The following is an 18,528-nucleotide window of genomic DNA, read 5'->3' as shown; positions in this document are numbered from 1 at the left end:
CAAACAGATGCTACCAAAATGAGACAGCTAACGCGATTGATTGCATTACTGCTGCTATTGGGACCACTAAGGCTCTCCGCGCAGACCAACAAGCTGGTGACTTTATCGATGAAGGACCAGCCGCTGAAAGAAGTGATCCGCTCCATTTCTCAGCAAACCGGATTCAACGTTGTTGTATCCGAAAAGATATTATCCGAAGCCAGAAAAATTACCATCGAGGTAAAGGATGTTCCGCTGGAAAAAGCGCTGGAACAATGTTTCAAAAAAACAGATCTCAACTGCAGTGTGGTTGAAGGCACTATCATCATCACCAAAAAATCTGAAGCCATCAATACTTCGGAGAAAGCTCCTGAATCGATCATCGTTTCAGGGAAAATTACAGACAAATATGGCAGCAGTCTCGGAGGCGCCACCATTCTGATAAAACCGAAGAAAGGCAATGCCACTACTGTTCAGGCCGATGGTGAGGGTTTGTACAACTTTGTTATCGATCCCAATGCCCAGCTTACTTTCTCTTTTGTGAACTACACTTCCCAGACTTTCAGGGTAAAGGAAACCACTACTTTGAATGTGGCGCTCGAGTTCAACGACAAACCCCTGGAAACTGTCACCATCTCTACAGGCTATCAACGAATCGAGCGGAAATATAACACCGGCTCTGTTACTACTCTAAAAATGGATTCTGTGATTTTGCCCGGAGTATCTACAGTTGATAAGATGCTTGAAGGGCGCGTGCCCGGTATGACTTACATGCTGAACTCCGGACAGGCAGGGGCTGTACCCAGGCTGCGCGTGCGCGGCACTTCTACCTACCTCGGTTCACAGGAACCACTCTGGGTAGTGGATGGCATTGTTAGAGTAGATCCGGTAAATATTCCGGCCAATAAGATCAACGACCTCGATTTCGTAAACCTCATAGGCAATGCTATCTCCGGTATAAATCCTAACGACATTGAACAGATAGATGTATTGAAGGATGCAGCAGCCACCGCTCTCTATGGTGTAAGAGCTGCCAACGGCGTAATTGTGATCACTACGAAAAGAGGAAAGCCCGGCCCACCTACAGTTAGGTACGATGGCAATGTGAGCCTGCAGAGAAGGCCCCGATATACAGACAGAAATGTATACATGATGAACTCCATTGAAAGGGTAGCTGCTTCCCGTGAGCTCATCGAAAAGCAAATGGCCTTCAATGGTGTGCCTGTTGGATATGAAAAAGCCATCCTCGATTATTACAACGGTGATATCGATTATGAAACCTACATGAATGCAGTGAACAAGGCCGAGACCGTAAATACTGACTGGTTGGGCATCATAACGCAGGATGTTGTGAAAACCTCACACAATATCTCCGTGTCAGGAGGAAATCAGGTGAGCCGCTATATTGCCAGCATTGGTTTTACCAATGACCCCGGCGTAACAAAAAGAGAATTTTTCAAACGATATAATGCAAGTATTGGGTTTGATGTAGACTATAAAAAATTCAAAGGAAGGATCGATCTCGTCACCAACAAAACCGATAGAAGATATACTCCTGCTTCTGTTGGCATACTCGACTATGCATATGGTACCAGCCGCGCCATTCCGTTGTACAATGATGACGGCAGTCTGTATTTCTATCCTACGAGAGACAGCAGAGACAACAGGATATATCTGCGCCCATCCATGAACGTAGTAAATGAAATGAACCGGTCGGGCAATACGCAGGATGGGGCTGAAACAATGCTGAGTGCATCTGCCGAATACGAGTTCCTGCCCGACCTTGTATTCAGAGGTTCGGGCTCTTACACATTCAACAATACTGAACAGGAAACATGGTTTGAAGAAAAGACCAATTATATGGATCTTCAGCGAGGCATGGATTATGGAGATCCGCGCTTAGACCCGGCTCCCTTCGGTGGTCAATTGCAGCAGGCCACTACCCGCATGAGAACTTATTTGCTGAGAGGAGAACTTCAGTACAAACGATATCTCGATAAACAAGGCCTGCATCTGCTGAACCTGCAGGGCGGGGCAGAACTGAGTTCTTCCAAACACAATTCTATTGAACAGACAAGGCGAGGTTATTATCCTGAAAGAGGGTACACTTTTGCAGCCTACAATCCTGCTGATTTTCCCGGCTATACATCCTGGGTGGCCGCAAACCGGGCCACAATCTCCGAAAGGCTGAGCAATCTGGTTTCCATGATGGGTTCTGCCATGTATATCTATAATGACCGCTACGTGATCACACTCCAGGGAAGATCGGATTACTCCAACTCTTTTGGCAACAGGAGCAATGAAAAATTCCTGCCAAACTGGACCATCTCCGGCAGATGGAATATGCAGAATGATCTGTTCAGGAACAGCAAGTCAATTGATCTGATGGCCCTTACGCTGAGTTACGGAACAAGTGGAAATATCCCGGCCAATCAAACGCCTTATACGATCATCAAGAAAGATATTTACAACAGCGCATTTCAGAGCTTCATGTCTTCCATTCAGGCCTATCCTAATCCCAACCTCAACTGGGAGAAAACATCGGATTACGGCGTTGGGCTTGCATTTTCTCTCTTCAAAAACAAGTTGTCGGGAAGTGTTAACTATTTCTACAAGAGAACAACCAACACATTTGTGACCAAAAAAGTGTCGCAGATGAATGGCATTACAGAGTATACGGTCAATGGCGGCATTTTAGAGAACAAGGGTGTGGAAGTGTCACTAAACTACACTCCTGTAACGGGGTCAGTAGGTAAGGATGGCAAGAGAGGATTCACCTGGCGGATAGATCCGCAGCTGGGACAGGTTTTCAACAGGCTGCTCTCTGCCGCCGTCAACAATCGTGCATCTGCACTGGTTGATCCAAGGAGCATCACTTATCAGCAGTATCTCGGTGGCTCGATAGTGATCGATGGAAAAGCTATCAACACTTTTTATTCCTACAGATTTAAGGGTCTGGATAATACGGGCATGCCGGTATTCTACGGGGCTGAACTGGAGAATGCAGCTGAGCTGAAAGAGAAATATTCAAAAATGAACAGAGAAGAAGTGATGAATGCTGTGATGGTGGAGTCTGGCAGGCGCGTACCTGTTCTTCAGGGAAGCGTTTCCAATTATTTCTCCTACAGAAACTGGGGACTCAACATGAATATTACTTACAGCGTGGGCAACAAGATCAGATTGCTCCAGCTCGCGTCTGGCAGGTACAGCAATTTCAGACCAAGCTCGCAGCAGAACCTGCGTAAAGAATTCCTGAACCGCTGGCGTTATCCTGGTGATGAACAGTTTACCAATATTCCCGGTCTGAACGGATCTGCAGGTAATCCTCTGATCTCTGATGGTTCCGGATCATCATATGACGGTCCTGTTTTTGCCCAGAACTATTATCAGATGTATGATTTCTCCGATCTGCGGGTAGTAAGCGGAGATTATGTGAAGCTGGCATCTGTTACACTCAAGTATTTATTCTCCCGGGAATTCTGTTCGAGGATCAAAGCAAAATCTGGCAGTATCGGATTTACAGGAACCAACCTGTTTACGCTTGCCAGCAAAGCGTTGAAAGGGCAGGACCCTTCACAGTCTGGTTTTGCGCCATCCATCAACATGAGCATAAGACCTGAATACACACTGAATGTTTCGTTTGTATTCTAAAGTTCACTCATCCAAAATATTTTTATGCGCACGTCATATTCAAACAACAGCATCACAAAAGCTTCAGGAACTATACTGTCAGCATGTTTACTGTTGCTGATAATAGCAGGAGGAGCTTCCTGCAAGAAATTCCTGAGCACCTATTCTCAAAACGAAACATTCCTCAAAACCACAGAAGATCTGCAGGAAGTACTGGTGGGAGAAGGATATTACGGCAGTGCGGGATTTGCTGTTGCACCCGTATTTATGGATATAATAGATGATGATGCTGAAGACAACAAGGAGGCCAGACCATCTTTAGAACGGGTGTATCTATATCAGAATCTGTACCAATGGCAGGCACTCCCATTCACCAACAGTGTGGGAGAACCAATCACTGAAACCTATTATCTGAGCCAGTACAGAAGAATGATGGCCCTGAATACCATTCTCGAAAATATTCCTGCTGTGCAGCAGAACGGAGGATCTGCTGAAGAATTGAAACGCATTTCCGGCGAAGCACATTTTCTCAGGGGATTGATCAATTTCAATCTGGCTAACGTGTATGGCTTGCCTTACAAAACCTCCACTGCCGGCAGTGACTGGAGCATTCCGCTGAAAATAAGTGCTGCTGTGGAAGACAAGCAGTTTACGCGAAACACTGTTCAGCAGGTGTATGATCAGATACTGAAAGATCTGCTGGAAAGTGAAAAAGAACTGGCAGGAAAAAAGCAATTGACAGTTAAAGCGTCACAAGCGGCAGCACAGGCATTGCTCAGCCGGGTTTGCCTTTTTATGGAAAAGTATGATGAAGCCATCAGCTGGGCAGATAAAGCGATGGCTCAGAAAGATTATGCAATGACGGATCTGAATACGCTTCCGAATACGGCTTCGGTGAATTCCCGTACATCAACCGAAACGTTTTTCTGTTTTCCCAACATTGGCTTTCAAACAGCTATCACTGAAACATTCGCACCCAGCAATTTTGTACATCAGTCGGATAACTTCAGAGCTTCCGGGGATTTGATGAGCCTGTATTCGTCGACTGACCTTAGAAAATCGAGGTATTTTACACTTGCCCTCAGCAGCGAGTGGATCCCTTCAAAAATGCAACCCGAGGTTTCTGTGCTAGATAAATCAGTTATCCGGTATTCAGAATTGTTATTGAACAAAGCAGAAGCGCAGGCCATATTGGGCCGCAATAATGAAGCTGCTGAAACCATTCAGGAACTGAGAAAGCACAGGTTCAAACCCGCAGACCTCACTGTTGTTACTGCAACCGGTGCCGCGCTGGTGAACTTCATCCGGGACGAAAGAAGAAGAGAGCTGAGTTTTGAAATGCACCGCTGGTTTGATCTCCGGAGATATGCTGTAAATAATGCCTATCCTTTCAGCAAAACCATCCGGCATATCGCATACTCATACAGCGGAGGCGTACGATATATCCAGGGATATTTTGAATTGAATCCATATGAGCAGGATAAGGCTGCTTATGTTATACCCATACCCTTGCAGGAGGTGGAATTCAGCCAGGGCGGCCTGGTGAATCCAACGCGCCCGGTAAGACCAATGAAAAATTAACCTTAAACATTACTGCCATGTTCAGATACAGTTTTTGTTTTCTCTGCTCCTGGTTATTGCTTGCTGCCTGCAAAAAAGAGTCGGCACTGCAGCCAAGCGGCATCGAGGAAACAATCCTTACAGTAAAAGATAATCCCAATGATCCGGTAGATCATGCCATCTATCAGTTCTTTCAGCGTACAGGAATTCCCTGCTACTACAATGATACTCTTGCAAAAAAGGAAATAGGCGTATTCAACGGAGTGCCCAGGTATTACTATACAAGACTCACACTGGCCTATTCAGGAGCTGCTGGCAGGGATACCGCTTATAAATACAACATAACATCAGACAAGAGCAAAGTACTTCCGATGTTGCAATTGCTCGAGCATGATCTGATGCCCCGGATCCCATCGTCCGTAAAGCTGTTCAGTGTTTTATTTGTGGAAGATCTCGCTGTAAGAAAGAACTATATCCCTACATACCCTGAGCTTACAGCGCTGAATTCCTATGGCGGCTTCAATACAATGGCAATGCGCATCGTTAACCCTGATACTTTTTCAGTGGAATCGAAAAAGAAATATCTCGCAGAAGCACTGGGGACCGCCTGTTATAAAAGGCTGACCACCCTGACTGATATTGACCTGAATGATTTCTACAGCATATCCAGAAAAGCATTTGGTGATGAGATATACAATACCGAATTCACTTCATGGTTTCCTGATCAGAACAGGAAGCCCGAGGAGTTCGGACTTATTTTATATTACCCGGTTTTTGAGATCTTTATTCTCACGCCAATGCCGGAGGATGATCTGCGCAGTTTCCTGGATGCAGTGTTCCTCTATTCTACGGCTGAGTTCAATGCATTGTACCAGCAGTATCCGCTGGTGATAAAAAAGTTCAAACTGCTGAAAGATTTTGCAAAGCAGATCGGATTTCAATTCCCGGATTAAATTCAGCATCAGTACCATGATTACCACAAATCATATCCTCCCTGCATCATTGTCTGGTAACAGGTTTCCAGACAATGATGCTTCCGGTTCAGCCGGCGATCAGGAATATCTTGTTATGCTCCATCATCATCAGGATGCCCTGATGACGGCCGTTTCACGCCTTACACGCAACAGGCAGACCGCCGAAGATATTGTACAGGATACCTTTCTGAAATTCTGGGAAAAGAGAACCGCTATCAGCAATGATAATATCGGTGGATGGCTATATCGTGTGGCCAGCAATCTTGCTTATAAAAATGCAAAGAGGGAATCAGTCAGGTTGCGGGTACATTCTTTGTTTCAGTCTTTTTATGCAACGGTATCCAACGACGTGGAAGAAACACTGCTCCGGAAAGAGAACAAAGGAGCCATCACGGAAACATATAAGCGCTTGCCTGAAAAGCAACTGGAAGTATTCCGGCTGAGCAATGTAGCCGGACTCTCCAGAAATGAAATAGCGCATTACCTGAATATCTCTCCCAATACAGTAAGGAACCATCTTGCACGTGCTACCAGATTCATCAAAGAAAATATACAGTGCGCCTGCCTGTTGCTTTTCTTTTCTGCAATCAGCTATATTTTTTTCAATTCAGGTGGTACAAAAGTTCATCTCAGGGATTTTATTGAAGTACAGGGTAGAACAAAAAAGAATGTACTAACTGAGATAAGCATTCGAAAAGAATACGGAGGCACAGTAATCGACTATCCAGTGCAGGATCTGGCGCTTCGGAAGATCGGATAAAAACTCATTTAAAAATGATGGTGATTGATTTGGTCAGGGTACTTCGGTACGCTGACATGGGAAACAATTGCCTGTACATCAGTTATACATTCACTCTTAAAAGTTAAACAATGAAAGTAAAAGTGTTTCTATTCATCGCTTTGATACTGGGTGGCTCCATCAATCCAATTCACATTCACTATTCAATCTAAAAACGAAACATATGAAAGCGAAACTCGTATTTATGACTGCCCTGATGGCATTTGGTATGATCACTGCAAACGCACAGCAGGTGGATGCTGCCAAGAAGCAGAAGATCGAAGAATTGTTCACTGTAATCGAAATGGAAAAGAATGTTGAAGCAAGTGTGCTGCTGTCGGCTGACAATACCATTGCCAGTGCTCCGGCACTCTCCTCCAAAAGAGAAGAAGTAAGAGCATTCTTCAGAAAGTACATGGGTTATTCTGCAGTGAAGGAAGAGATGATCAAAACCTATGCAAAGTACTACAGTACAGAGGAACTTGCAGAACTCGTAAGGTTTCATAAAACACCAGCCGGCAAAAAGTTTACTGCAACATCAGGTTCTATTGCGCAGGATCTGACTACCATCAATTCCATGCAGCTCAATCAGCATGGCGAGGAACTGAAAAAAATATTTGACTCTGCCACTGCATCCAAGTAATACCGCTAAATCACAGACCAGTTATGACTCCTATTTTAAAGATTGAAAATCTTTCTCACCGGTACAGCAGCTCATGGGCTATCCGGGAAATAAATATGGAGCTCGAGCAATCCGGCATTGTCGGGTTGCTCGGCTCAAACGGTGCGGGTAAATCCACTACCATGAACATCGTTTGTGGTGCGCTCAATCAAACCGAAGGGAAAGTATACATCAACGGTTTCGATACGCAAACACAGGCTGAAGAAGCGAAGAAACAATTAGGTTTTCTTCCGCAGACGCCACCGCTGTACACTGATCTTACCATCGATGAATACCTTACCTACAGTGCAGAGCTCAGGCTGCTGGATAAAGTAGCCGTGAAGCGCGCCGTGGAAGAAGTGAAAGAACGCTGTTCAATTGCACATTTCAGCAGCAGGCTCATCAGAAATCTCTCCGGCGGTTACCGCCAGCGCGTAGGCATTGCACAATCCATTATCCACAAACCCAAACTGGTGGTGATGGACGAACCTACTACCGGTCTCGATCCCAATCAGCTCATCGAGATCAGAAAACTGATCAAGGAAATTGCGCAGGATTGTACAGTGCTGCTCAGTTCGCATATTCTTCAGGAGATCCAATTGCTCTGTCGTGATGTGATCATGATCGAATCAGGCAGGATCGTATTCTCCGACACCATGGATGCCTTCGATAATTACGTACAGCCCAACAGTCTTTTCATGCGTATGGAGAATCCTCCAACGAGCGAAGAGCTGGCAGCAATACCGGGCATCTCCCGGGTGGAGTTTCTTACCGAAAAACAAGTGCGCGCCTGGTTCAGCGGCGATCAGTCGATCACGGAGAAGATCATTGCCGAAAGCATGAAGCAGGGTTGGCAGCTTCGCGAGATCAGTGTAGACAAGAGTCAGCTCGACGATACTTTCAAACAATTATCCCAGCAATCCCACTCATAACCCTTTGCCATGAAGCTATTATTTAAAATTGCCAGGAACGAGCTTCGGAACCTCTTTTACTCTCCGGTAGCGTGGCTGCTCAGCATAACCTTCTTTGTATTCTGTGCAGTTTCGTATACCGATGTGTTCTATCCTTTCGCGATGCAGACTGCACTGGTGCGGGAAAATGATCCTGACTTTGTGAAGAAGATTGTGGAGTCCATGACATACGGCATCTTCAATGATCCCGTCAATGGGTATTTTGTGATGATCCTGCAATGGCTCTACATGTTTGTCCCACTGCTCACCATGAGCATTATCAGCAGGGAAAACAATAATGGTACCATCAGGCTTTTATATTCATCTCCCATTACTGTGAGGCAGATTGTGCTGGGCAAGTATCTGGCAATGCTGTTCTACAATCTCATCTTCATACTGATACTCGGTTTTTTTATCGGCTCTGCTTTCTTCGACCTCAATAAGGTGGATGCTGGTCCGATGTTCTCTACATTGCTAGGTTTCTATCTTCTGCTGAATGCGTTGTCTGCAATAGGGTTCTTTATGTCGTCCCTTACTACTTATCCCATTGTTGCAGCCATTGCAAGCTTCTCCTTTCTGCTGGTGCTGAATTATATCGGCATGTTATGGCAGCAGTATGATTTTGTCAGAGACCTTACGTATTTCCTGTCTATCAATCGCCGCACAGAGAAAATGATTGCAGGGCTGATCTCCTCAAAGGATGTTGTCTATTACCTGGTGATCGTTTTCATGTTCCTTGGCTTTACAATATTGAAACTCAAAGCCGGTCGTGAAAGCAAGCCCTGGCCTGTCAGAGCTTCCCGTTATGTTCTGATTGTGGTTGTTGGCTTGCTGATCGGTTATTTCACTTCACGCCCGGGCAGCATTGGCTACTGGGATGTGAGTGCACGAAAAACTAACACGCTGCATCCGGTTACACAGAAGATGATGAGGGAGATGAAAGACAGTACGCTTGATGTGACACTGTTTGTGAATATCCTGGGTCAGGATGCGCAGGCCGGGCTGCCTCAGTACCGGAATTATTATCTCGATGGGATGTGGGAGAAATACCTGCGATTCAATAGCAATATCCAATTCAGATATGTGTACTACTATGAAGTTCCTTCCGGCGATTCTTCGTTGTACAGAAGATTCCCTGGCAAGTCAATGAAAGAGATCGCAGGCATTATGTCTGAAACGATGCATTTTGATGCAGCAAAATTGATCAGTGCTGAACAGCTGCCGCAGGCCATCAACCTGAAGGATGAAAAATACAAAATGGTGATGCAGCTCAGGTATAAAGGAAGAACCACGCTGCTCCGCACCAATCTGATAGGGGAGTCTGGCGGTACCTGGCCTGATGAACAGGTAGTGAATGCTTCGTTGAAAAGAGTAACCGGAGCAAAAATGCCAGAGGTATACTTTGTAAGCGGAGAACTGGAACGCAATATTTACAAAAGCGGGGAACGTGAATACAGTGACCATGCCATCGATAAAGGCAATGCGCGCTCACTGCTCAATCTCGGCTTCGATTGTGACACACTGAATCTGCAGACGCATGATATTCCCGCATCTGCCAGCATAGTTGTACTCGCAGACCCGAAAGTTGAACTGAGCGCCACCGTACAGCAAAAACTGAAAACTTATCTCGCCGAAGGACGTAACATGCTGGTGTTTGCAGAACCAGGTAAGCAACAATTGATCAACCCGGTACTGAAGCCGCTTGGGATTCAACTGATGGGTGGACAGCTGGTGCAGGACCACGACAATGGAGAAACTGCAGATAAGGTCAACTTCAATGTAACTCCCGCCAGTTATGATATGGCTGATGAATGGTGGTTATTGTACAACCGTTATCTCCACTCATTGAAACTAAAAGGATTTATGGGCAATCCTGCCCTCCGCAGTATTGTGGGTGTTGCCAGTACTAAAGACAGCGGCTTTACAGCCCTGCCTCTGCTGAAAACAACTTTCCCCAATACATGGCTTGAAACATCGAAGCTGAAAGTTGATAGCATTGCTCCGGTATTCAACGAAGCTGAAGGCGATATTAAGAAAGATTCCTTCGATGTAGGTGTGCTCTTTACCCGCCCGGGTAAAGTGCGTGAACAACGGATAATGGTTTTTGGCGATGCTGACATTGCCAGCAATAAGAACCTTATCAGCGAAAACGTACGATCCTACTACAGCTATCTCGATTACAACGAGTATCCCATTTATATCAACCCGCCTTTTGCAAAGGATACCTATGTGACTTTGTCGCCCGGCTGGGCCTACGGACAAAAAGTAGTGTACGTATGGGGAATACCGGGATTGCTGCTGCTGGCAGGAACCATTCTGCTCATCAGGAGAAAAAGAAAATAACAGTAGCTGCATGCATTGCATCAGCCAACAACAAAATATGTCAAATGAAGATCGTATTCAAAATAGCAAGGAATGAACTGCGCTATCTCTTCTATTCACCTATCGCCTGGTTTGTACTGATTGTTTTTCTGGTGCATTGCGGGGCTATCTATTCCGGCGCTATTGCCAACTTTGCCGATTATCAGGAGTTGATGCGGAAGAACAGTCCGGGTTTCAAAGATACGCTGCCACTGACCGGGCAGGTGTTCGTACCGCTGTTCAATCACGTAATGCGCAATCTGTATATTTTTATCCCGCTGCTTACCATGGGATTGATGGGGCGTGAATTTGACAGCGGATCTGCCAAACTGCTTTTTACTTCTCCCATCAAAACCAGACAGATCATATTGGGCAAATATATTGGAGTAGCTACCTATTTGCTGATGCTGGTAGTGATTGTGGCCATCTTCATATTCACTGCATTGTACAATATCAAAAATGCAGATTACGGCATGTTGTTTTCCGCGCTGTTGGGCTTCTATCTATTGGTATGCTCCTATGCAGCCATCGGTTTATTCATGAGCTCACTCAGCAACAATCAGATCATTGCGGCCTTCAGCACTTTTGTGGTGATCTTCATCCTTACCCGCATCGGAGGCCTGTGGCAGCAGTATGATCTTGTGAGAGATCTTACTTATTTTCTTTCGCTGCAAAACCGTACCTGGAAAATGCTGGGCGGATTGATCGTCTCAAGAGATCTGATCTACTTTGTAGTGGTAACATTTATGTTCCTTGCATTTACACTGATTAAGGTGCGGGCAGAAAGAGAAGCCAGATCCTGGTTTGTGAAATTGGGAAGATATGCCGCAACACTGGCCATTACACTTACCATTGGATACATCAGTTCAAGGCCTTTACTCACCGGTTACTGGGATACTACCGCTACGCAGAAGAATACACTTCCTGCCAAAATGCAGAAGTTACTGAGATCATTTAAAGACAGTACCATAGAAGTAACGCTCTATACCAATCTGCTGGGCGAGGGATTGAATCATGGTATGCCCATTTCGCGCAACACAGATTATATGGACAACTTCTGGGAACCTTATCTGAGGTTCAAGCCTGATATAAAATTCAAATACGAGTTCTATTACAATGCCATCTATTCAAAACAGGATAGTCAATTCCTGCAGGGCAAAAGCATGCAGAAGATCGCTGAGGAAACTGCGGTGGCCTACGATCTGGATATTCGGAAATTCAAATCTCCCGATCAGCTGAATGCCGGCATCGATCTCAGAGGTGAGAACTACAGAACCTGCATGAAGATCACCTGCAATGGACGTCCACTCTTGCTGCGAACCTACCGCGACGAATTCTTCTGGCCCGACGTTCCCAACATGACGGCTACGCTGCTGGAATTGCAGGGTAAGAAAATGCCGAAAGTGGTTTTCATTTCCGGCGATCTCGAGCGGCAGGCATTTGCAAAAGAAGGGGAGCGCAGTTATTCCGGCTATACCACCACGCGTGTAAACCGTGGAGCTATGTTGAATATTGGTTTTGTGATCGATACAGTGAATCTCCGGACACATGATATTCCCTCAGATGCAGATATGCTGGTACTCGCTGATCCTAAAATGGATTTGAGCGAAACTGTGCAGGGGAAGATCAGGCAGTTTGTGAACAGCGGAGGCAATATGCTTATCACAGGAGAGCCCGGCAAACAATATGTACTCAACCCCGTACTCAAACAACTGGGCGTGCAGATGATGAACGGTCAACTGGTGCAACCCACCTGGGATGAAACGCCCGATAAGATAAGTCCTAAACTCACTGAAGATGGATGCAGCCTGCACCAATCATTGGGGTCATATCTGCAACAGATGAAAAATTATCCCTCAATAGAATTTCATCGGTTCTTGTGGGAGGGTACAACAGCGCTGAATTGTACGAGCGACAGCGGATTCAATATCAGACCTATGCTGCTCACCAAAGACAATAAAACATGGCTGAAACAAGGCGAGCTGGTGATCGATTCCACATTGCCGGCCATGAATTCCGCAGCCGGCGATCTCAAGAATACAAACTTTTTGCTGGCAGCCATGCTCAGCAGAAAGATCAACAATAAAGAACAACGCATCATTGTTGGCGCCGATGCTGATTTTGCCAGCAACCGTCGTTTTTCTAATAACGCCGCATATATAATACCGATGTACAGCTGGCTTACCGGCAACTTCACTCCGGTATTTTTTCCAAAGATTGAACCCCGGGATACAGCGATGCGCATCGGTTCCAAAGCCGCAGCCTTCCAGAAAACATTCTTTGTTTACCTGTTGCCCGGCGCACTGCTCGTCTTTGGAACCATTTTGCTGATCAGAAGAAAACGCAAATAACCTGAATACAAGACATCATAAATACAAGCCATGTTAAGAACGGATGAACAAACCATCAAAGATCTGGGGATATTCGGAAAGCGCGATGGCAGCGGCATTTTCGACATCTACAACCAATCGCATACCCGCGGAGGAGAAGCCCTGCTCGAAAAGATCTTTCTCCATCCGCTGAGTGAGAGAGAAGCTATCAATACGCGCAGCAGCATCATTGAACAGTTTGCAAAATCAGCACTGAAATTTCCATACGATTCAGCCTCCTTCGATATGGCTGAAAAATATCTCGGTAACAGCAAAGATGCACTCCAGCAGAAAACAACGCAGGGCGCATTGGGTGAAAAGGAAATCCAGAATGGTGTATCAGCAGTGCTGGATCTGATCAGGATCACCAAATCGTTCATCGAGAATGCAGCAGTAAAAAATATCAGCGCTTATTCGGCTGAAAGGGAAAGTATAGCCAGATTGCTTGACCATGCTGCATTTGGGCCGGCTCTGAAATCTAACCCGAAAGAAAAACTATCCTATTCGGCTGTTACTGCTTTCGATGCGTTATTCAGAAATACGGAGAGTGATAAGATCGAAAAGATGCTGAATCATATCTACCATATCGATGTGTATATTTCTGTGGGACAAACTGCCGTAGAAAGGAAATTCGTATTTCCGCAGGCATTGGAGAAAGGATCGTGTGTGCTGGATATTGAAGGCGTTTTCCATCCTTCACTGAAAGAGCCCATCGGGAATGATGCAGTAATGAATGCTGATCAGAACATCATTTTTCTCACCGGCGCAAACATGGCAGGTAAGAGTACTTTCCTGCGTTCATTAAGCACTGCCCTTTACATTGCTCACACCGGCTTTCCGGTAGCAGCAAAGTCCATGCGTTTCTCTGTACTCGATGGCATTTACACCACCATCAACCTGCCGGATAACCTCGGAATCGGCGCCAGCCATTTCTATGCAGAAGTGCAGCGGGTAAAGAAGATGGCAACGGAACTGAGCACCGGCAAATCTTTCTTCATTCTCTTCGATGAATTGTTCAGGGGCACCAACGTGAAAGATGCCCACGAAGCCACAGTGAGTGTGATCAATGGATTTGCGAAGAACAGGAAAAGCCTTTTCATCATTTCATCTCACATTGTAGAGGCTGGCGACGATCTGAAACCACAGAACAATATCCGTTTCTTCTTTTTGCCAACACGTATGAACGGACATATACCTGAGTACACTTACAAACTGGAAGCCGGCATCACCAACGACAGGCACGGTATGATCATCATCCGCAACGAAAACATTCTCGAAATACTGAAGAACGGGAAGAAAATACTTTCGTAAAACAAAGCAACTACAACCATGAATTTTGGCATCGATAAACAAACACTGGAAGAGCTGAACCTGCTTGGAAAGTTCAAGCAGGGATCTGTATACCATCTGTTCAATCACGTGAAAACGAGGGGAGGAGAGAAGTTGCTGGATGATATGTTCCGCAGTCCGCTTACCCATGAGAACGCCATCAATAACCGGAGCGAGATCTTCCGTTTCTTTCAGCGGGCTGAACTAACCTTCCCGTTCGAAGTGCAGCAGGTGAACCGGATGCGTGAGTATCTGGATACTTCCGTTAGCAGCAAAGCCGGGCTGGTACTGGTTAATATCTACATGAAAAAATTACTCTCCGGTCTCACACGCGATGAACGATACAAGAAAAGCATACAGGGATTGCAGGCCATCATTGTTACGCTCAATAAATGTTTCAGCTTTGCCGAATCTGTTCCGATGGCCGGAAATCCTTATGCCGCACGCGTGCAGGAAGTAAAAGAAATTCTGCAACTGAAATCGCTGGACAGGCTCCGCAATATGGACATCTACCAGGCCATCCCTGTAAAAACGATTGCCTATTACGAGCATCTGCTAAAAGGAAAATACCAGCAGAAAATGGAACAGCTGCTGCAATTCATTTACGAAGTGGATGTTTTCATCTCTGTGAGCAATGTTGCACGTGAAAAGAATTTCGGTTATGCCAAAGCGCTTCCTGCAAAAGAAAATACTGTTTCGGCAACGGCATTGGCGCATCCCTGCATCAGCAACCCTGTGAGCAATAATATTTCCATGTTCACCAAACAGAATGTGCTGTTCCTTACCGGCGCCAACATGGCCGGCAAGTCTACCATGATGAAGGCAATTGGTATCGGCATGTATCTCGCGCATATGGGATTTCCGGTAGCGGCAACGAAGCTGGAGTTCTCGGTGCGCGAAGGCATGTATTCCAGCATCAATGTGGCGGATAATATCGGTTTGGGCTACAGTCACTTCTATGCAGAGGTAGTTCGTGTGAAACGCGCTGCTGAAGCGGCTGCCAGCGGACAGCGGTTGCTGCTGATGTTCGATGAACTGTTCAAAGGCACCAATGTTAAAGATGCATACGATGGAACACTCGCAGTTACAGAAGGTTTTTCGGAATACAGAGAATGTTTATTCATCGTTTCCACGCATATCACGGAAGTGGGAGAGGCGTTGAAGAAATATCCGAATATTCAGTTCCTCTTTATGCCTACGGTTATGGAAGGATCGAAACCACGCTACACTTATAAGTTACAGTCCGGTATTACCGAAGATCGTCAGGGTATGATGATCATCAGAAATGAAGGCATTCTCGAACTGCTCGATAAAGGTGCCGGTATTACTGCATAAACAATTTGTGGTTTGTTTGAAAATCGCCCTCAAGCTGTTAATGAGGGATTGTCTCAGTTAAGTTTGAATATTCCGTGCACTGTCGCGGATCGGATGGGTGTCTCTTCGGAGATGCCCATTTTTATTTTTTCATCGGGAATTAATCGCAATAGTTGCGTATTTTACAACGGAGCTTCTAAATTGTCCGGATGAACGAATATTGTTATACAGGTCTGATCGGCAACATCCCTTTTCTGTTTGTGCCAGATAGCATCATGTTTGCATCTCCCGTGCTCGCTGATCTTGGGATGAAAGCCTATGAAGGAGAAATATTCTTCTACATCTCTGCCACTGATCTGTGGGGCCGCATACGCGAGACAGAAAATGGTAAATTGCTGGAATTGCTGGAGGAGGATGAACCTGTGCTGGAATGCCCGGTAGATAGCCGCACAGCTGCTGTGCTGCAACCGGAAAGCGCTTTTCTGCTGATTGGTGCACCCTTTCAGATTTCTGAGGCACAGATTTTGAAGGAGGTTGAACCTCCGGCAGAACTCGAACAGATTGAAGCCTGGATGCGCAGTAAAGAAGAAACACATCAACTCGAAACCGGAGATTTTGACGCACTGATTTTGGGTGTGTACGAAACAAAACCTTTTGAATAGATCCGATATGCTGTCAGCAAAGATCATTGCCCATTGCAAGAAAAAAGGATGGTGGTTTGAAGAAGTTACAAAACCTTATCTCGATGTACTGAAAGAACTCGGAATAGCCACCGATTCACCGCTTGCAGAATTCTATCTTCATGCAGAAGATGGCCCTGCATTTTACAGCCGCAAAAGAGAATTGTATCATATCTGCTGGCATAGCATCAACTCACAATACAAACTCGATCTCAAAAGAACACACGAACTGTTGCATATTTCCGGCGATTACCTGCCGCTCGACAGCTTCGAAGGTTCAGGAGGCATCTTCTACAACCGCATTACAGGCGAAGTGGCAGAAGTTACACTGGGCAAGGAGTTGCGCAGTTTTCTGCTGGGCGAATTCACGCCCCAGTGGAAAAACTTCAATGAGTTTCTGGAATGGTATTTTGAGTTGAACTGAAAAGTTCTCCCTACATGGAGAAAGGTCTTCCTTCTTTGATCAGTTCCCTTCTGATGCCGTTGATCACATCTTCGAGATAGACCGTTAGCCCTGGTGGTTCAGGACAGTATGCATTGGCAGCCAAACTGCTTTTCCTTTCCAGCGCTTTCAGACATGCGTAGTGCACAATATTGTTGATATTGCCACCACTCAGTTCAGTGCCTTTTACTTTTTCAGGAATATCCACCGGTTCCGGTTTGTCCGTATCCGCACTAACGACAAAACGTACATTGGGCGGAAAGAGTTTAGTCCAGATAAGCTTGCGTTCATCGATATCCGGCAACGGAAATTTGAGGATGGAATTGAAACGACGGATAAATGCATCATCGATATTGTTCTTCATATTGGTGGCCAGAATAATGAGGCCATTGTAATCTTCGATGCGTTGCAGCAGATAAGAGGTTTCCTGATTGGCATATTTATCGTGTGCATCCCGAACATTGGTTCTTTTGCCGAAGAGTGCATCGGCCTCGTCGAAGAATAAGATCCAGCCTTTGTCTTCCGCACGCGCAAAGAGCATTTCGAGGTTCTTCTCCGTTTCGCCGATATATTTCGATACAACCAGCGACAGATCTATCTTGTAGACGTCCCGAGCCAGCTCATCACCGAGCAGTTTGGCCGTAAAAGTTTTGCCGGTACCCGGAGGACCGTAGAAGAGCGTGCGGAAACCCTTTCTGAAATTATGATGGCTGTCGTATGTTTCGAGCAGTTCTTCGTTGTATCGGAGCCACGTGCGTATTTCGTCGATCTGTGATTTTAGGTCTTCGCTGATCACGAGTTGCTCCCAGGGCGAAGGCGGAGCCTGCGCTCCCTGAGCTGCCTGCATAGTTACAACAGGCGCGGGTTTGGGCTGACTTCCCGATGCAATCTTTTTGGCCGGGAAACTGATGCTGAATTGCGGCGACTTGTGAATGCCGCTGGTAAGAAAATCAACATAGTCCTGCGACATAATGATTCTGCCATGCATCGGTGGTTCGAAATGCTGCATATCTTCCAGCCAGAGAATTTTCTTCTCCCAAAAAAGATATTCTGCGCCGAACAGGTCTTCTACTTCAGATCTTTTTTCATAATTATCAGCAGCGATCAAAAAGATGGCCGTTTCTCCTGTTGGTAAAAAGAAGCGGCAGTTCTTGCCTCTGGCGCCACCGATCTTGGGGAAGTCGTCGATATTGGAGGGCAGTTCGCTTTTGATGGCTTCATCGAAGAGATCAGGATAGAGATATGGGGTAAGACCGATGAGCAGCAGCAATGCAGACTCCTTACTCAGCTGTTGCCTGATGATGAAATTGCCCAGATCCCGCTGCCAATGCTGGAATTCCGGCATATCGGGTTCTGCGGATATTGAAAGATCCGACTCGCTGAAGTAATTTTTTATCCGGTATCTGATCAGTTGATCGAGGTAGATGAATTCCACCGGCGATCTGCTGTTATCGGTTTGTTGATTGCTGTCTGTGTTGGCTGCATTCATGGAATGGCATAT

At 45.8% G+C, this 18,528-nt stretch carries 13 protein-coding genes; 12 read left to right on the top strand and 1 reads right to left on the bottom strand.

Annotated features, from left to right (window positions below; all coding sequences use genetic code 11):
* Nucleotides 1–18 precede the first annotated feature (18 nt).
* The 12 genes from HHL16_RS12385 (at nt 19) to HHL16_RS12330 (ending at nt 17,009) form a co-directional block, all read left to right on the top strand.
* The gene (locus HHL16_RS12385) at nt 19–3,630 is read left to right on the top strand and encodes a SusC/RagA family TonB-linked outer membrane protein (protein ID WP_169425509.1); all 3,612 of its coding nucleotides are present in this window, start codon (nt 19–21) and stop codon (nt 3,628–3,630) included.
* A 24-nt stretch (nt 3,631–3,654) separates the two neighbouring features.
* Nucleotides 3,655–5,190, top strand: a complete 1,536-nt coding sequence (locus tag HHL16_RS12380; RefSeq protein ID WP_169425508.1) for a RagB/SusD family nutrient uptake outer membrane protein — start codon at nt 3,655–3,657, stop codon at nt 5,188–5,190.
* Nucleotides 5,191–5,207: 17 nt separating this feature from the next.
* Nucleotides 5,208–6,122, top strand: coding sequence for a hypothetical protein (locus HHL16_RS12375; protein ID WP_169425507.1), 915 nt, complete (start codon nt 5,208–5,210; stop codon nt 6,120–6,122).
* Between the two features lie 16 nt (nt 6,123–6,138).
* Nucleotides 6,139–6,903 carry a sigma-70 family RNA polymerase sigma factor gene (locus HHL16_RS12370; protein ID WP_169425506.1) on the top strand — a complete coding sequence of 255 codons (765 nt, stop codon included), beginning with the start codon at nt 6,139–6,141 and terminating at the stop codon, nt 6,901–6,903.
* Between the two features lie 202 nt (nt 6,904–7,105).
* On the top strand, nt 7,106–7,564 hold the full coding sequence (locus tag HHL16_RS12365; protein WP_169425505.1) for a DUF2059 domain-containing protein: 459 nt from the start codon (nt 7,106–7,108) through the stop codon (nt 7,562–7,564).
* Between the two features lie 23 nt (nt 7,565–7,587).
* Nucleotides 7,588–8,514, top strand: coding sequence for an ABC transporter ATP-binding protein (locus HHL16_RS12360; protein WP_169425504.1), 927 nt, complete (start codon nt 7,588–7,590; stop codon nt 8,512–8,514).
* Nucleotides 8,515–8,523: 9 nt separating this feature from the next.
* Nucleotides 8,524–10,875 carry a Gldg family protein gene (locus HHL16_RS12355; protein ID WP_169425503.1) on the top strand — a complete coding sequence of 784 codons (2,352 nt, stop codon included), beginning with the start codon at nt 8,524–8,526 and terminating at the stop codon, nt 10,873–10,875.
* A gap of 44 nt (nt 10,876–10,919) precedes the next feature.
* On the top strand, nt 10,920–13,244 hold the full coding sequence (locus HHL16_RS12350; protein WP_169425502.1) for a Gldg family protein: 2,325 nt from the start codon (nt 10,920–10,922) through the stop codon (nt 13,242–13,244).
* A gap of 30 nt (nt 13,245–13,274) precedes the next feature.
* Nucleotides 13,275–14,573: a DNA mismatch repair protein gene (locus HHL16_RS12345; protein WP_169425501.1), complete on the top strand. Its 1,299-nt coding sequence runs from the start codon at nt 13,275–13,277 to the stop codon at nt 14,571–14,573.
* A gap of 18 nt (nt 14,574–14,591) precedes the next feature.
* Nucleotides 14,592–15,926: a DNA mismatch repair protein gene (locus tag HHL16_RS12340; protein WP_169425500.1), complete on the top strand. Its 1,335-nt coding sequence runs from the start codon at nt 14,592–14,594 to the stop codon at nt 15,924–15,926.
* 188 nt (nt 15,927–16,114) lie between these two features.
* On the top strand, nt 16,115–16,567 hold the full coding sequence (locus tag HHL16_RS12335) for a hypothetical protein (protein ID WP_169425499.1): 453 nt from the start codon (nt 16,115–16,117) through the stop codon (nt 16,565–16,567).
* Nucleotides 16,560–17,009: a hypothetical protein gene (locus HHL16_RS12330; RefSeq protein WP_206022405.1), complete on the top strand. Its 450-nt coding sequence runs from the start codon at nt 16,560–16,562 to the stop codon at nt 17,007–17,009. The genes HHL16_RS12335 and HHL16_RS12330 overlap by 8 nt, the downstream gene beginning before the upstream one ends.
* A 10-nt stretch (nt 17,010–17,019) precedes the next feature.
* Here HHL16_RS12330 and HHL16_RS12325 read toward each other — a convergent pair whose 3' ends face one another.
* Nucleotides 17,020–18,516, bottom strand: coding sequence for an ATP-binding protein (locus HHL16_RS12325; RefSeq protein WP_169425498.1), 1,497 nt, complete (start codon nt 18,514–18,516; stop codon nt 17,020–17,022).
* Between the last annotated feature and the right edge of the window lie 12 nt (nt 18,517–18,528).

The organism is Pseudoflavitalea sp. G-6-1-2 (assembly GCF_012927185.1).
In the GTDB taxonomy this organism is placed as follows: Bacteria; Bacteroidota; Bacteroidia; order Chitinophagales; family Chitinophagaceae; genus Pseudobacter.
The sequence above is the reverse complement of the archived record's forward strand: the minus strand, read 5'-3'. Positions and strand labels throughout refer to the sequence as shown.

Coding starts and splice junctions, on each gene's coding strand:
- HHL16_RS12360 (WP_169425504.1), top strand. CDS start 7,588: ATGACTCCTATTTTAAAGATTGAAAATCTTTCTCACCGGTACAGCAGC.
- HHL16_RS12340 (WP_169425500.1), top strand. CDS start 14,592: ATGAATTTTGGCATCGATAAACAAACACTGGAAGAGCTGAACCTGCTT.
- HHL16_RS12375 (WP_169425507.1), top strand. CDS start 5,208: ATGTTCAGATACAGTTTTTGTTTTCTCTGCTCCTGGTTATTGCTTGCT.
- HHL16_RS12355 (WP_169425503.1), top strand. CDS start 8,524: ATGAAGCTATTATTTAAAATTGCCAGGAACGAGCTTCGGAACCTCTTT.
- HHL16_RS12335 (WP_169425499.1), top strand. CDS start 16,115: ATGAACGAATATTGTTATACAGGTCTGATCGGCAACATCCCTTTTCTG.
- HHL16_RS12385 (WP_169425509.1), top strand. CDS start 19: ATGAGACAGCTAACGCGATTGATTGCATTACTGCTGCTATTGGGACCA.
- HHL16_RS12345 (WP_169425501.1), top strand. CDS start 13,275: ATGTTAAGAACGGATGAACAAACCATCAAAGATCTGGGGATATTCGGA.
- HHL16_RS12325 (WP_169425498.1), bottom strand. CDS start 18,516: ATGAATGCAGCCAACACAGACAGCAATCAACAAACCGATAACAGCAGA.
- HHL16_RS12350 (WP_169425502.1), top strand. CDS start 10,920: ATGAAGATCGTATTCAAAATAGCAAGGAATGAACTGCGCTATCTCTTC.
- HHL16_RS12380 (WP_169425508.1), top strand. CDS start 3,655: ATGCGCACGTCATATTCAAACAACAGCATCACAAAAGCTTCAGGAACT.
- HHL16_RS12365 (WP_169425505.1), top strand. CDS start 7,106: ATGAAAGCGAAACTCGTATTTATGACTGCCCTGATGGCATTTGGTATG.
- HHL16_RS12370 (WP_169425506.1), top strand. CDS start 6,139: ATGATTACCACAAATCATATCCTCCCTGCATCATTGTCTGGTAACAGG.